We start from the raw sequence: 14,112 nt of genomic DNA on the forward strand, positions 1-14,112 counted from the left end.
CGGCGCCGCCCGGCCGGAGCGCCGGACTACTGCGCCACGCCGTGGTCGTGGCCCTCGCGCAGGCCGCCGCCGCTGCCGCCCGCGCCGCCGCCCGCGGGGGCGGGGACGACCGGCCGCGCGAGCGGCGCCAGGTCGTAGGCGTAGTGGCCGACAGCGTTCGCGATGACGTCGACGTTGATGTCGAGCGCCTTGTGGTCGATGTTGGCGATGGTGTCGCCCTTGCCGTGGTAGTTCACGTCGTAGGCCACACCGGCCTGGCCGCCGAACTTGGCCGCCTGCGCCGCGGTCTTGATGCCCTCGGCGCCCGTGTCGGTGCCCCCGGAGGGGATCCCGGCTTCGATGAACGGGCCGTAGTCCGAGCGGCCGGTGAAGTCCGAGCCCTCGTGCGGGATCTTCCGCTCGTCCAGGAAGTCGGTGATGCCCTTCTCCAGCTGGGCGGAGCCCTCGGGCCCGGGGCCGGAGCCCGCCTTGTCCGAGTCGTCGCCGTCGTAGACGAAGTAGGCGGCGTTCGGCGAGGCGATCATGTCGAAGTTCAGGTAGAGCCGGATCTGCTTCTTCTGCGCGTCCGTCAGGCCGCCCACGTACGCCTCGGAGCCGAGCAGGCCGAACTCCTCCGCCGACCACCAGGCGAACTTGACCTTGTTCTTGATGTGCTTCTGGCTGTTCGCGAGGCGCTGCGCGACCTGGAGGATGCCGGCCGAGCCGGAGCCGTTGTCGTTGATGCCGGGACCGGCCGCGACCGAGTCGAGGTGCGCGCCGAGGAAGACGGTGTCGTCCTCGGCGCCGCCGCTGGTCTCGGCGACGACGTTGTAGGTGGTGCGGTTCTCGCGCAGTTCGCGGATGTCCAGGGTGACCTCGACCGGTCCGGCCGCGGCCTCGGCGGCGAGCTTCTCGCCCTCGGCCTGGGTGACGCCCCCGGTGGGGACCTTGCCCGCGTCGGCGTCGCCGAGGGTGCCGTTCAGGGCTCCCTCGGTGTTGTTGTAGATGATCGCGCCGACCGCGCCGGCCGCCGCGGCGTTGGCCTGCTTGGCGGCGAAGGTGCAGCCGCCGCGCTTGACGAGCGCGATGCGCCCGGTGAAGGCGCCGGCCGCGAAGTCGCCCGGCTCGCAGCCGTTCGTACCGTCCGTGTCGACGGGGACGACGGCGAGGCGCGCGGTGACGCCGTCGGCCGGGCCGCTCGCGGTGTACGTCATCAGCTTGACCGGGACCTCGCGCGGGGAGGCGCCGTTCACCTTGAGGGTCTCGGCGATGGTCTGCACGTACACGAAGTCGAAGGCGTTCCTCGTGACCTTGTACCCGGCCGCCTTCATCACGGCTTCCACGTACTGGGCGGACTGCACGTGACCCTTGGAGCCGGCCACCCGGGTGCCGTTGTTGTAGTCGGCGATCGACTGCAGGACCTTCAGGTGGTTCTCGGCGCCCTTGCCGGTCGCCTCCTTGACCAGCTTCTTCGCCAGCGCGTCGCCCCGGGCGGCGTCGCTCTGCGGGCTGCTGGCACCGGCGGGGCCGGCGAGCAGCAACGGGGAGGCGAGGGCCAGTGCGGCGGTGGCTGCGGCTATACGGCGTGAGGGCATGAACGTCCTTTCACGACAGGCGGGCTGGGCGGTGGACGCACGTTAAGCAGCGGGGAGCCGCTCCCGCCATACCTTTCACTGCTTCCGGTTTGTGAAATCCGGATACCGGTGCGTCCGGTCCGTCGAATTCCGGCCACCGTCCGGCGGGTTGGTCACCGCAGGATCCCCTCGATGAAGTCGGAGCCGATCCGGGCCACTGCGGGCAGGTTCAACTGGTGCTGTACGTAGCGCCCTTGGCGGCGGGTGTGCAGGAGTCCGGCCTTCTTCAGCGCGGCGAGGTGCCGGGACACCTCGGGAGCGGATATGCCGCATACGGCGGCCAGCTCGCCGGTCGTGTACGGAGCCCTGGCGAGGCTGCGGCACAACTGCATCCGCATCGGGTGCGCCAGGGCGTCCATACGGAGCCGGAGCAGCTCCACCGAGCCGGGCGCGGAGGCCGGTTCGGGGGAGCCGAGGGGGTAGTGGACCACCGGGCGCCAGCCGGGGGCGTGCAGCACGAGGAGGTGCGGCCAGCCGAAGTTGGTGGGGATGAAGACCAGACCCGGGCCGATGCGCGGGTCGGTGGCGGTGGCGGAGCCGTCGACCATCTTGTCGGCGGTGATCGTGGTCCCGGCTGCGTCGACGCAGAGCGCCGCCGAGACCTCCCGGAGCGCGGCGGGCAGGCCCTTGCGGCGCAGCACCTCGGTCTTGTGCCGGGCGTCGGCGGCCTGCTGGGGGCCGGTCCGCCGCCAGGTCTCGGCGAAGAACGCCGCGTCGCAGTCCTCCAGGAGGCGGCGCAGCCAGACCCGGACGGCGGTGGTGTCGTCCAGCAGCCGCAGCGAGAACCGCAACTGCGCCGGCCCGCGCGCGGCGGCGGCCTCAAGGACCCGGGCGCGGGAGGCCGGGTCCTTGAGGGGGGAGGGGGCGCCGCCCTCGTTGTAGAGCGCGAGCCAGCAGTGTTCGAGGGCGGCCGTCACGAAGCGCTCGTCGTCGAGGCCGTCGAGTACGTCGAGCTCCTCGGCCAGGGTCGCGGCGGGCAGCCCGGTGCCGCCGGGGGTCCCGGCGAAGGGCATGAAGATGTCGGAGAAGGAGCTGCGCCACAGGAAGTCGGCTTCGAGCAGCCGGTCGGCGAGGCAGGGGTCGAGCGCGGCGGCGGTGGCGGTGGCCCAGGACGCGAGGCGGGGGTGATGGGCGGGCTGGGAGAGCGCGTGCAGGGCCATGCAGAGTTCCGCGAGGGGGGAGGGCGCGAAGCGGATGCGCTCTGCGGGGAGCCCGGCGATGTCGATGGTGACGCTCATCGCCCCATTCTCCGACCCGCCCGGCCCCCCGCCCCCCGCACGGGTCCGTCCGGGCGAAGCGGGCCCGCCCGGCCGCCCGCTCGGGTCGCGGCCCTGCGGCGACCTGTGGTTGCCCGGTCTACGGCTGCCCCGGCCAATCCGGCCCCGCCGGCGTTTGAGGCGCGGGGGTCCGGCCCCCGGGAGCGCCGCCGCACTTGGACGCTGCGCGGAGCTGTCCCCTACCCGCCCTTCCCCCGTTCCCCGGGCTCCGCCCGGACCCGCGCCTCAAGCGCCGGCGGGGCCGTGGGCCGCTCCGCCCGGACCCGCGCCTCAAGCGCCGGCGGGGCCGGGGGCGGGTTCCGCCGGTACCCGCGCCTCAAGCGTCGGCGGGGCTGGAAATGCCCGGCCGCCGCCCGACTTCGGCCGGAGGCTAGAGGTGGGTCGTGAAGTCCGCGACCGCCGCGCGGACGTCCGCCGGGGTCCAGGACAGGGCCGGGGAGGTGATCTCCAGTTCCGTCAGGGACACGTCCGGCGGGCCGCCGGGGGCCCAGCGGCGGAACAGGACGCGGCCCGTCTCCTCCGCCTGCCGCAGGCCCGCCTCCGTGAGCCGGTCGGACCCGTACGGCAGCCACACCTGGAACTGGTGCGTGTGCGGCACCTCCGGATGCACCCGGAACCACGGCACCCCCGCCTCCGCGAAGCCCTCCCGCAGCGCCGCCGCGACCACCCGCGCCTGCGCCACGTACGACGGCAGCTCCGGCAGCACGCGCTCCAGCCCGGCCAGGCCCGACAGTGCCTGCGGGAACTGCCGGAAGACCTGGCCCCCGTACCGGTGCCGCCACACCCGCGCCTCCGCGACCAGCTCGGCCGGACCCGCCAGCGCCGCCCCGCTCAGCCCGCCGAGCGACTTGTACAAGGACACGTACACCGAGTCCGCCAGCCCCGCGATCTCCGCGAGCGGCCGCCCGAAGTGCACCGTGGACTCCCACAGCCGCGCCCCGTCGAAGTGCACGACCGCGTCCCGCTCCCGCCCCGCCTCCACCAGCGCGACCAGCTCCTCCCACGTCGGCAGCAGGAAGCCCGCCTCCCGCAGCGGCAGCTCCAGCATCAGCGTGCCGAACGGCTCCGGCAGCTCCGCGACCTCCTGCGCGGTCGGCTGCCGCGCCTCCCGCGTCGGGTGCACCGTCCGCAGGCCCGACACCACCGACAGCGCGCCGCCCTCCCACAGCTCGGGGTGGCTCATCGGGTGCAGGGCCACCACCGGGTTCCCGGTCCGCCCCGCCCAGCACCGCAGCGCGACCTGCTGCGCCATCGTCCCGCTCGGGAAGAACGCCGCGTCCGCCGTGCCCAGCAGCTCCGCGACGCGCCGCTCCAGCCGGGCCACCACTCCGTCGCCGTACACGTCGGCGCCCTCGTCCGGGTCCGCCGCGGCCAGCCCCGGCAGGGCGGCCAGCAGTTCGCCCACCGTCGGCTCCAGCAGGCTCCGCGACAGCACCCGGTCGGCCGCGCGCCATGCCGCCACCAGCCGCTTCGTCCGGTCTTCGTCATCCGTCATGACCCGATCATCGCCCGGGCCACCGCAGACCGGCCGACACGCCCAGGGGCTAGCATGGCGGCGTATCGTCCGGTACCCCCCGCGGACTGGAACGGAAGGCATTCCCCGCGTGAACGCACCCCATCAGACGGAGCCCCGGGATCCGTCCGACCGCCCTGCCCGGCTCGCCGTGGGCGTCGTCGGCGCCGGCCGGGTCGGCCCCGCGCTGGCCCGCGCCCTCCAGCAGGCCGGACACCGCCCCGTCGCCGTCTCCGGCGTCTCCGACGCCTCCCGCCGCCGGGCCGCCCGGATGCTGCCCGACGTGCCGCTCGTGCCGGCCGGGCAGGTGCTCGAACACGCCGACCTCGTGCTCCTCACCGTCCCGGACGACGCCCTGCCCGCCCTCGTCGAGGGCCTCGCCGAGACGGGCGCGATCCGCCCCGGCCAGCTCCTCGTCCACACCTCCGGGCGCTACGGGACCGCCGTGCTGGACCCCGCCCGCCGCGCGGGCGCCCTCCCGCTGGCCCTGCACCCCGTGATGACCTTCACCGGCACCGAGGTCGACGTACAGCGCCTGGCCGGCTGCTCCTTCGGCGTGACCGCCCCCGACGAGCTGCGGCTCGCCGCCGAGGCCCTGGTCATCGAGATGGGCGGGGAACCGGAGTGGATCGCGGAGGAGAGCCGCCCGCTCTACCACGCCGCACTCGCCCTGGGCGCGAACCACCTGGTCACCCTGGTCGCCCAGGCCATGGAGCTGCTGGGCAAGGCCGGCGTCGAGCACCCCGACCGGATGCTCGGCCCGCTCCTCGGCGCGGCCCTCGACAACGCCCTGCGCTCCGGCGACTCGGCCCTGACCGGCCCGGTGGCCCGCGGTGACGCCGGTACGGTCGCCGCGCACATCGCCGAGCTGCGCGCACACGCCCCCGCCGCCGTCCCCGGCTACCTGGCGATGGCCCGCACCACCGCCGACCGCGCCCTCGCGCACGGCCTGCTGAAGCCGGAGCTCGCCGAGGACCTGCTCGGCGCCCTCGCGGAGACCGGGACCACCGCCCCGGCGACCGGCCCCCGTACCGACCCGGGGACCGGCCCCGACCCCGAAACCGACCCCGAGGGCGACGGCCGATGACCGAGCACCCGCTGCTGCTGAACACCGCCGACGCGCTGCACCGGCTCCCGCGCACCGGCCGCCGTGCCGTCGTCATGACCATGGGCGCCCTGCACGACGGCCACGCCGCCTTGGTCCGCACCGCCCGGGACCTGGCCGGCCCGACCGGCCAGGTCGTGGTCACCGTCTTCGTCAACCCCCTCCAGTTCGGGGCCGACGAGGACCTCGACCGCTACCCCCGCACCCTCGACGCCGACCTCGCGATCGCCCGGGCGGCGGGCGCCGACGCCGTGTTCGCCCCGGCCGTCGACGAGGTGTACCCCGGCGGCGACCCGCAGGTGCGGATCACCGCCGGCCCCATGGGCGGCCGCCTCGAAGGGGCCACCCGCCCCGGACACTTCGACGGCATGCTCACCGTCGTCGCCAAGCTGCTCCACCTCACCCGCCCCGACCTGGCCCTCTTCGGCCAGAAGGACGCGCAGCAGCTGGCCCTGATCCGCCGCATGGTCACCGACCTCAACTTCGCGGTGGACGTCGTGGGCGTGCCCACCGTCCGCGAGGAGGACGGCCTCGCCCTGTCCTCCCGCAACCGCTACCTCTCCGCCGCCGAGCGCCGTACCGCCCTGGCCCTGTCCCGCGCCCTGTTCGCGGGCCGCGACCGGCTCGCCGCCCAGGCCGCGCTGCGCGCCCGCGCCGCGGCTTCCCCGGCCAGCGACCAGCGGGCCACCGCCCTGGCCCGGCTCGGTGAGATCCGCGCCTCCGCCGACGCGCACGCCGTCTCGGCGGCGGTCTCCGCCGCCGGGGCCGGCCTGCCCGACGCCGTCCGGGCGGCCGCCCGGCACGTCCTGGACGAGGCGGGCCGCCAGGATCCGCCGCTGGCGCTGGACTACCTGGCGCTGGTGGACCCGCAGGACTTCACCGAGGTCGGCCCCGACTTCACCGGCCGGGCCGTGCTGGCCGTCGCCGCGAAGGTGGGCACGACCCGGCTGATCGACAACATCCCATTGGAATTCGGAGCACACTCGTGAGCACCCCAGGCACAGGCACCGCCGGCACCGGCATACGGCTGCACGCCCCCGCCCCCGGCTGGGCCGTCGACGCCGACGTCGTGGTCGTCGGCTCCGGCGTGGCGGGCCTGACGGTGGCGCTGCGCTGCGCCGCCGCGGGCCGTCGTACGGTCGTGGTCACCAAGGCCCGGCTCGACGACGGTTCGACCCGCTGGGCGCAGGGCGGCATCGCGGCCGCCCTCGGCGAGGGCGACACCCCCGAGCAGCACCTGGACGACACCCTGGTGGCGGGAGCGGGGCTGTGCGACGAGGCCGCCGTCCGGCTGCTCGTCACCGAGGGACCCGGCGCCGTACGCCGCCTCATGGCGTCCGGCGCCGTCTTCGACACCTCCGCCGAGACGGGCGAGATCGAGCTGGCCCGCGAGGGCGGCCACCACCGCCGCCGGATCGCGCACGCGGGCGGCGACGCGACGGGCGCCGAGATCTCCCGGGCCCTGGTCGAGGCCGTCCAGGCGGCCGGTATCCGTACCGTCGAGAACGCGCTGGTACTGGACCTGCTCCAGGACGCCGAAGGCCGTACCGCCGGCGTCACCCTGCACGTCATGGGCGAGGGCCAGCACGACGGCGTCGGCGCCGTCCACGCCCCGGCCGTGATCCTCGCGACCGGCGGCATGGGCCAGGTCTTCTCGGCCACCACCAACCCGGCCGTCTCCACCGGCGACGGCGTCGCCCTGGCCCTGCGCGCCGGTGCGGAGGTCTCCGACCTGGAGTTCGTGCAGTTCCACCCGACCGTGCTGTTCCTCGGACCGGACGCCGAGGGCCAGCAGCCGCTGGTGTCGGAGGCGGTCCGCGGCGAGGGCGCCCATCTCGTCGACGCCGACGGGGTGCGCTTCATGGTGGGCCAGCACGAACTCGCCGAGCTCGCCCCGCGCGACATCGTCGCCAAGGGCATCATGCGCCGCATGCAGGAACAGGGCACCGGCCACGTGTACCTGGACGCCCGGCACTTCGGCGCCGAGATGTGGGAGCAGCGCTTCCCCACCATCCTCGCCGCCTGCCGCGCTCACGGCATCGACCCGGTGACCGAGCCGATCCCGGTCGCGCCCGCCGCCCACTACGCGTCCGGCGGCGTCCGCACCGACCTGCACGGCCGTACCACGGTCCCCGGCCTGTACGCCTGCGGCGAGGTCGCCTGCACCGGCGTGCACGGCGCGAACCGGCTCGCCTCCAACTCCCTGCTGGAGGGCCTGGTCTTCGCCGAGCGCATCGCCGAGGACATCGTCGCCCACCCGCCGGCCGTGGGCGGCCCGGTCGTCCCCGTCCCCTCCACCGGCCCGCTGCAGCCCGCCGGGGCGCGCTACGAGGTCCAGCGGATCATGACGGATGGCGCGGGCGTCCTGCGCTCCGCCGAGTCCCTCGCCGGGGCCGCCGCCGCGCTCGAAGACCTGTACGCGGCCGCCCTGTACGACCTGGAGGCGCACGGCAAGACCGCCGAACCCGGCGTCGACACCTGGGAGGCCACGAACCTGCTGTGCGTGGCCCGGGTCCTGGTCGCCGCCGCGCGGCGGCGCGAGGAGACCCGCGGCTGCCACTGGCGCGAGGACCACCCCGACCGGGACGACGCGAACTGGCGGCGCCACCTCGTCGTGCGGCTCTCCGCGACCGAGAAGCGGGCCCTGGTCGTCACCCCCACCGACTCCGCGGACTTCCCGTCCGTACGGCACCCCCTCATCTCCGACAGCATGGAGCAGTCAGCGTGAGCACGCACGAGCACGACCACCAGCACGACGAACTTCCCCTCCTCGACCGGGCGGAGGGCGGCTGCGGCGACGACTGTGCCTGCGGTGACGGCGAGGAGTCGGGCCTGGACCCGGCCCTGGCCCAGCTGTTGACCGACGCCGGACTGGACCCGATCGAGGTCGAGGACATCGCGCACATGGCGCTGTCCGAGGACCTGGACGGCGGGGTCGACGTCACCACCGTCGCCACCGTGCCCGAAGAGGCCGAGGCCGTCGCGGACTTCGTCGCCCGCGAGGACGGCGTCGTGTCCGGCCTGCGCGTCGCCGAGGCCGTGTTCTCGATGGTGTGCACCGAGGCGTTCGAGGTGGAGCGGCACGCGGAGGACGGCGACACCGTCAAGGCCGGCCAGGTGCTGCTCTCCGTCCGCTCCCGCACCCGCGACCTGCTGACCGCCGAGCGCAGCGCGCTGAACATCCTGTGCCGGATGTCCGGCATCGCGACCGCCACCCGCCGCTGGGCCGACGTCCTGGAGGGCACGACGGCCAAGGTCCGCGACACCCGCAAGACCACGCCCGGGCTGCGCGCGCTGGAGAAGTACGCGGTGCGCTGCGGCGGCGGCGTCAACCACCGCATGTCCCTCTCGGACGCGGCGCTGGTCAAGGACAACCACGTCGTCGCGGCGGGCGGCGTCGCGCAGGCGTTCGCCGCCGTGCGCGAGGCCTTCCCGGAGGTCCCGGTAGAGGTCGAGGTGGACACCCTGGAGCAGATCGGCGAAGTCCTGGAGGCGGGCGCCGACCTGATCCTGCTGGACAACTTCACGGTGGCCCAGACGGCCGAGGCCGTGGCCCTCGTCGCGGGCCGCGCCACCCTGGAGTCCTCGGGCCGGCTCACCCTGGACACCGCCCGCGACTACGCCCTGACCGGCGTGGACTACCTGGCCGTGGGCGCGCTCACCCACTCCTCGCCGATCCTCGACATCGGCCTCGATCTGCGCGAGGCGGTGTAACCGATGCTCCTCACCATCGACGTGGGCAACACCCATACGGTTCTGGGCCTGTTCGACGGTGACGAGATCGTCGAGCACTGGCGGATCTCGACCGACCCGCGCCGTACGGCCGACGAGATGGCCGTCCTGATGCAGGGCCTGATGGGTACCCACCCGATGCTCGGCACCGAGCTGGGCGACGGCATCCACGGCATCGCGATCTGCTCGACGGTGCCCTCGGTGCTGCACGAGCTCCGCGAGGTCACCCGCCGGTACTACGGGGACGTCCCGGCGGTGCTGGTGGAGCCCGGCATCAAGACCGGGGTGCCGATCCTGATGGACAACCCGAAGGAGGTCGGGGCCGACCGCATCATCAACGCGGTCGCGGCCGTCGAGCTCTACGGCGGGCCGGCCATCGTGGTCGACTTCGGTACGGCGACCACCTTCGACGCGGTCTCGGCCAAGGGCGAGTACGTGGGCGGGGTGATCGCCCCGGGCATCGAGATCTCGATGGAGGCGCTGGGCGTCCGGGGTGCCCAGCTGCGCAAGATCGAGCTGGCCCGGCCGCGCAACGTGATCGGCAAGTCCACGGTCGAGGCGATGCAGTCGGGCGTGGTGTACGGCTTCGCGGGCCAGGTCGACGGGGTCGTCGCACGCATGGCCAAGGAGCTGGCCGGCCCGCACGGCGAGCCGGACGACGTGCGGGTCATCGCGACGGGCGGGCTGGCCCCGATGGTGCTCGGCGAGTCGTCGGCGATCGACGACCACGAGCCGTGGCTGACGCTGATCGGGCTGCGGCTGGTCTACGAGCGCAACGCGCCCAACTTCGACTGACCCTGCCCCCCCGGGGCCCGGCCCCGGGGCACCGCCCGGTGTCCTGCCGGATGCGCGTGCTCCGTACCCGCGCCCGGGCCCGAACCCCTCGCGGCCCCTGCGGAGACCGCCCGCGACCTGTGGTGAGGGCCCGCACGGGCCACGGCCGCCGGCCGCCCGGCGGGCCCCCTCCGAGCACCGCGCGGAGGCGGTCCGCCGCCCGGTGGAAACGCTCCGCCCCGGCATCCCGAGGTCCCCGATCGCGCAGCCGGCCGAGGAATTTCCCCGGAAATGGCCGGAACGCACGTCCGTCGGGGATACGGTCCCACCGGGAAACACCCGAACCCTTCCCCGGCGGAGGAGAACCACCATGACCGCGACCGCTCGGCTCACCTGGCAGAAGTCGTCCTACTGCGGCGAAGGCGAAGAGGCCTGTGTCTACGTCGCCTCCGCCCCCGGCGTCCTGGTCCGCGTCGCGGACCGCGCGGACCCGGCCCACCTGGTCCTGGCCACCACCCACGCGGCGTGGGCCGCCTTCCTGGAAGCGGTCAAAGCGGAGCCGTGAGCGGTTCCCGGCGCGCCGGGAAGGGGCAGGATCGGGGGATTTTGTCCGATTAGCGCGTATCTTCGCCCCATGCCCACGCCCTACGGTTCCCGCGGCGGCATGGCGTTCAGCGCTGCTGAGCTGCACCTGCTCAGGCGTTCGCTCGCCCATGCCCTCCAGTCCTCCACGGCCCCCCTGACGGCCGGCGAGGTCCAGGACTGCCTGCGCCTCGCGGCGTCGGTGGACGACGCGGTGCAGGAGGCGGGGCGGCTCAGAGCGTTCCTCCTCGCCGACCTGGCCCGCTACAGAGCCGCCCTGCCGGGGAGCATGCCCGGCTACCTGGAGCTGCTCCAGGACGCCCTGGCCGCCGGCTACGAGCCCGTCCCCGACGACCTCGCCGCGCTACGGGCGCTGCGCGCCAACCCGGTCGCCGCCGCGGTGCTGGAGCGGGCCCAGGCCGTGGCGGAGCGCTCCGTACGCCGCCGGCTCTCCACCACCCCGGCGCCCCGGACCCGCCTGCTGGCCCTGGCCGGCGGCCGCGGGGAGGAGCGCCGGCCCGAGCCCCGGCCCGGCCCGAAACCGGCCGAGAGGCCCGCGGAGAAGCCGGCCGAGAAGCCGGCCGAGAAGCCCGCGCAGCCGGGCGGGAAGCCGGCCCCGCACCCGGAGCGGCCCATCCCCACTCCGGGTGAGGTGTTCCCGCCGCGCCGCAAGCCCACCCCGCCCCCGACGGAGGACCGCGCCGTCGGCTAGCTACGCTGGTGGGCATGGACTACGTTTCCGCGCTCGTGCCCCCCTTCGTGATGGCCGTGTTCTTCATCTTCCTCGTCAGGACGATCGTGAAGAGCCAGGGCGGCGCCAACAAGGCAAAGGAAGACGCGGCGGTCGATGCCGTTCTCGCCCGCGCCGAGGCCGCCCGGCAGACCGGGAACTGACCCGGAGAACTCCTTGTGGGGGCCCCGACTTCGTCGGGGCCCCCACATTTGTCGCGCGTTGCCCTCCGAATAGTCGGGCAATTCCCCACAACCCGCACTATCGTGCTGTTGTGCCTCGGCCCCTGGGAGAACTCGAAGACGCCGTGATGACACGGGTGTGGCAGTGGAACCGCCCGGTCACCGTTCGTGAAGTCCTGGAAGACCTTCAGCAGGAACGGTCCATCGCGTACACCACGGTCATGACCGTTATGGACAATCTCCACCAGAAGGGCTGGGTCCGGCGGGAAGCCGAAGGCCGCGCCTATCGCTATACGGCGGTCTCCACCCGCGCCGCATACTCAGCCGCACTGATGAACGAGGCGTGGTCGACCAGTGACAACCCGGCGGCCGCCCTGGTGGCCTTCTTCGGCATGATGTCCCAGGAACAGCGGGAGGCCCTCCGGGACGCCGTACGGATCGTCAGTCACGACGACGAGGCGCCCGCGGAAGTCGCCGGAGCCCAAGCGCCGCCGGCGGAAGTCGCCGAAGCCCGGCGGGACACCGGCGAGCAGCGGCCCGAGCCGGGGCGATAGCGTCACCGCATGGGAGAGTTTTCCGCCGAAGACGCTAAAACAGTGACCATCCGCCGCGCGCGCACGGGCGATGTCCCCGCGCTGCGCCGCCTGCTCGACCAGTACGTGCAGCAGCGGATCCTGCTCGACAAAGCCCCCGTCGTCCTTTACGAGGACATCCAGGAGTTCTGGGTCGCGGAACGCGACTGCGACGGCCAGGTCGTCGGCTGCGGCGCTCTGCACGTCATGTGGGAAGACCTCGCCGAAGTACGCACTCTCGCGGTCGACCGCACGTTGAAGGGGGCCGGCGTGGGGCACCGGGTGCTGGACAAGTTGTTGGAGACCGCGCGCCGGCTCGGCGTGAGCCGGGTTTTCTGCCTCACCTTCGAAGTGGACTTCTTCGCGAAGCACGGCTTCGTCGAGATCGGGGAGACTCCGGTCGAGACCGATGTCTACATGGAGCTCCTGCGTTCCTATGACGAGGGCGTAGCCGAGTTCCTCGGTCTCGAACGAGTGAAGCCGAACACCTTGGGCAACAGTCGGATGCTTCTGCACCTCTGATCGGTGGCTGCTCGATCAGAGCCGCTTTTACGGGCTCCGCCCGCCTGTGGCCTATGTCCGAATCGCGCACGTTTCCCGCTCCGTGGCGGTCCTGAACCTTCCCCCGGGGGTTTGTGTTTTCCCGGCAAAAGCGGTTTCCTTTCCGCGTACTGCATTTTCGATGAAAGGAAATCCGGTGGCACAGAAGGTTCAGGTCCTTCTTGTCGACGACCTCGACGGTGGCGAGGCGGACGAGACCGTGACGTTCGCTCTGGACGGCAAGACCTACGAGATCGACCTCACCGCCGCCAACGCTGAAAAGCTCCGCGGCCTGCTCGAGCCTTACACCAAGAGCGGCCGCCGCACCGGTGGCCGTGCCGCCGCGGGTCGCGCCAAGGGCCGCACCGGCGCGGCGTCCGGCAACCCGGACACCGCGGAGATCCGCGCCTGGGCGAAGGCGAAGGGCCTCACGGTCAACGACCGCGGCCGCGTCCCCGCCGAGATCCGCGAGGCCTACGAGAACCGGGGCTGACCCACCGCGCCGGCCCGCCCCGCCGGGGCCGTACGCCGTCGCAGGCGCGCCCTGTGGCACTCCGTCGCCGCCGCGGCGACCAGGCGTACGAGATCGGGCCGGGTGCCCTGCCCCGGACCGGGCAGGGCGGGCAGTGATGCCTCGCACCCCTGCTCGGGGGGCCGCAGCCACACGGCGGCCCCCTGCGGGCCGCCCGTCGCGGCCTGCCCGGGAGGCGCCGGGGCGGTGATGAGGCCTCCCGCGCCGAGCGCGGTGAGGTCCAGTTCCACCCCGCCCCATTCCAGCCAGTCGAGGAGCCCGTCCAGTTCCTCCGCGCTCCCCGGCGCCACCAGGAACCGCATCCGGCAGCCCGTGACGGCCACCGGCCCGGTGGCGACCCGGCGGCGCAGCACCTGGGTGCCCGCGTCGGCCGGCAGCTCCAGTACGTCGAACCCGGTCCCGGTGGCGAGCCTCGCGGGCGCGGTGCCCGCCAGGGTCCAGCCGGGCACCCGGGCGTACCAGGCGGCGTAGGAGTCCGCGTCCGGCGCACTGCGGGGCGGCGGGACGGCGGCGAGGCCGAGGGCGTTCCCGGCGGCGGTGAGTGCCATGTCCCGAGCAACTCCGGATTCGCCTTCGGGTTACGCACCGCGTACGGAAGAATGCAGAACGTAAAGATCCGCCCGGTTCCGTCCCACATTCGAAGACGGAAGTCTGTTCGCCCGTAGCGGAGACACCCGTGCCCGCCGGCATGGACCGTTCCCCCTTAGGGGTAAGACATTCCTAGTGGATAGGGGCGACACGCTGAGGTGAACGGCCTTCGAGGAGCTTCCGTTCGCCATCGGCGTACACGTGTGACGGGTATCTGCCTGGCCTGCGGGAACATCGTCTCGCACCATCGGGTTGGAGCAGGTGTCGGCTCTTACGGCCGGTTTTCCCACAGAACGTGGGGGTGAGCCGCGGACGGATGTCGGCAGTTGGAATGAGCTGTCCCGCCCCGCGGGACTAGCATGCGGAAGGACA

15 protein-coding genes are annotated in these 14,112 nt (G+C 73.6%); 11 read left to right on the forward strand and 4 right to left on the reverse strand.

Annotated elements, in window-relative coordinates:
- Window positions 1–26: 26 nt before the first annotated feature.
- From ACWGH1_RS03480 to ACWGH1_RS03490, 3 genes are all read right to left on the reverse strand, one after another.
- On the reverse strand, window positions 27–1,574 hold the full coding sequence (locus ACWGH1_RS03480) for a M20/M25/M40 family metallo-hydrolase (protein ID WP_453357320.1): 1,548 nt from the start codon (window positions 1,572–1,574) through the stop codon (window positions 27–29).
- 152 nt (window positions 1,575–1,726) lie between these two features.
- Entirely contained in the window at window positions 1,727–2,851 is a 1,125-nt protein-coding gene (locus ACWGH1_RS03485) for a DUF5937 family protein (RefSeq protein ID WP_453408382.1), read from the reverse strand.
- A 409-nt stretch (window positions 2,852–3,260) separates the two neighbouring features.
- Complete coding sequence (locus ACWGH1_RS03490; protein WP_453356316.1) at window positions 3,261–4,385, reverse strand: threonine aldolase family protein; 1,125 nt, start codon at window positions 4,383–4,385, stop codon at window positions 3,261–3,263.
- 109 nt (window positions 4,386–4,494) lie between these two features.
- Between ACWGH1_RS03490 and ACWGH1_RS03495 the strand changes: the two genes are divergently transcribed.
- The 11 genes from ACWGH1_RS03495 (at window position 4,495) to ACWGH1_RS03545 (ending at window position 13,113) form a co-directional block, all read left to right on the forward strand.
- Entirely contained in the window at window positions 4,495–5,490 is a 996-nt protein-coding gene (locus tag ACWGH1_RS03495) for a Rossmann-like and DUF2520 domain-containing protein (RefSeq protein ID WP_453356317.1), read from the forward strand.
- The gene (gene panC / locus ACWGH1_RS03500) at window positions 5,487–6,497 is read left to right on the forward strand and encodes a pantoate--beta-alanine ligase (RefSeq protein ID WP_453408383.1); all 1,011 of its coding nucleotides are present in this window, start codon (window positions 5,487–5,489) and stop codon (window positions 6,495–6,497) included. The genes ACWGH1_RS03495 and panC overlap by 4 nt, the downstream gene beginning before the upstream one ends.
- Window positions 6,494–8,236 (forward strand): L-aspartate oxidase, encoded by a 1,743-nt coding sequence (locus ACWGH1_RS03505; RefSeq protein WP_453408384.1) that lies wholly within the window; start codon window positions 6,494–6,496, stop codon window positions 8,234–8,236. Before panC ends, ACWGH1_RS03505 begins: the two co-directional genes overlap by 4 nt.
- The gene (gene nadC, locus ACWGH1_RS03510; RefSeq protein WP_453356281.1) at window positions 8,233–9,222 is read left to right on the forward strand and encodes a carboxylating nicotinate-nucleotide diphosphorylase; all 990 of its coding nucleotides are present in this window, start codon (window positions 8,233–8,235) and stop codon (window positions 9,220–9,222) included. Before ACWGH1_RS03505 ends, nadC begins: the two co-directional genes overlap by 4 nt.
- Before the next feature lie 3 nt (window positions 9,223–9,225).
- On the forward strand, window positions 9,226–10,035 hold the full coding sequence (locus ACWGH1_RS03515) for a type III pantothenate kinase (protein ID WP_190185942.1): 810 nt from the start codon (window positions 9,226–9,228) through the stop codon (window positions 10,033–10,035).
- Between the two features lie 349 nt (window positions 10,036–10,384).
- The gene (locus ACWGH1_RS03520) at window positions 10,385–10,579 is read left to right on the forward strand and encodes a DUF397 domain-containing protein (RefSeq protein WP_453356282.1); all 195 of its coding nucleotides are present in this window, start codon (window positions 10,385–10,387) and stop codon (window positions 10,577–10,579) included.
- A 99-nt stretch (window positions 10,580–10,678) separates the two neighbouring features.
- Window positions 10,679–11,308: a hypothetical protein gene (locus ACWGH1_RS03525; RefSeq protein WP_453356283.1), complete on the forward strand. Its 630-nt coding sequence runs from the start codon at window positions 10,679–10,681 to the stop codon at window positions 11,306–11,308.
- A 14-nt stretch (window positions 11,309–11,322) separates the two neighbouring features.
- On the forward strand, window positions 11,323–11,490 hold the full coding sequence (locus ACWGH1_RS03530) for a hypothetical protein (protein ID WP_453408385.1): 168 nt from the start codon (window positions 11,323–11,325) through the stop codon (window positions 11,488–11,490).
- A gap of 110 nt (window positions 11,491–11,600) precedes the next feature.
- Window positions 11,601–12,062, forward strand: a complete 462-nt coding sequence (locus tag ACWGH1_RS03535) for a BlaI/MecI/CopY family transcriptional regulator (RefSeq protein WP_453355882.1) — start codon at window positions 11,601–11,603, stop codon at window positions 12,060–12,062.
- Between the two features lie 9 nt (window positions 12,063–12,071).
- Complete coding sequence (locus ACWGH1_RS03540; protein WP_453355878.1) at window positions 12,072–12,602, forward strand: amino-acid N-acetyltransferase; 531 nt, start codon at window positions 12,072–12,074, stop codon at window positions 12,600–12,602.
- 175 nt (window positions 12,603–12,777) lie between these two features.
- Window positions 12,778–13,113: a histone-like nucleoid-structuring protein Lsr2 gene (locus tag ACWGH1_RS03545; RefSeq protein WP_453355879.1), complete on the forward strand. Its 336-nt coding sequence runs from the start codon at window positions 12,778–12,780 to the stop codon at window positions 13,111–13,113.
- Here the strand turns inward: ACWGH1_RS03545 and ACWGH1_RS03550 are convergent.
- Window positions 13,095–13,700 carry an SCO3374 family protein gene (locus ACWGH1_RS03550; protein WP_453355880.1) on the reverse strand — a complete coding sequence of 202 codons (606 nt, stop codon included), beginning with the start codon at window positions 13,698–13,700 and terminating at the stop codon, window positions 13,095–13,097. The genes ACWGH1_RS03545 and ACWGH1_RS03550 overlap by 19 nt on opposite strands.
- Window positions 13,701–14,112: the final 412 nt, after the last annotated feature.

The organism is Streptomyces sp. NPDC054883 (assembly GCF_053610645.1).